Below are 367 nucleotides of genomic sequence, written 5' to 3' on the forward strand. Positions count from 1 at the left end.
AGTACACAGAGGGCGGGCGTCCGGTCGTGCTGTCCGTCGTACGGGCCCGGGAGCCCGGAGATCTGGACGCACCGATCCGTACCGGCGACGACATCGAGATCCGCGGTGCAGGTTTCGTACCGCCCGGCGCCGGGGCCCCGGACCGGCTGGCTCGCGTGGTCGTCCGGATCGGCCGGGTCCATGTCCATGTCCCGCTGGTCCCGGTGGCAGGCGGTTTCGCCAACCCGGCGGACACCGTGCTCACCGTGCCGGTGCCGGTGGAGGTCGAACCGGGACTGGTGGACGTACAGGTCGTGACGGCCGCCGGGGTGGAGACGAATCGGGTCGAGATCGACGTCACGGACTGAACGGCCGGCCGGAGCCACGC

Annotated in this window: 1 protein-coding gene; it reads left to right on the forward strand. The window is 71.7% G+C overall.

Annotated features, from left to right (window positions below):
* Positions 1-347, forward strand: a 347-nt coding sequence (locus tag AC1DUE_RS20835) for a hypothetical protein (RefSeq protein ID WP_477041297.1), incomplete at its 5' end; no start/stop codon positions are given.
* Positions 348-367 lie beyond the last annotated feature (20 nt).

The sequence above is a fragment of the Cellulomonas sp. P4_A2 genome, assembly GCF_056402515.1.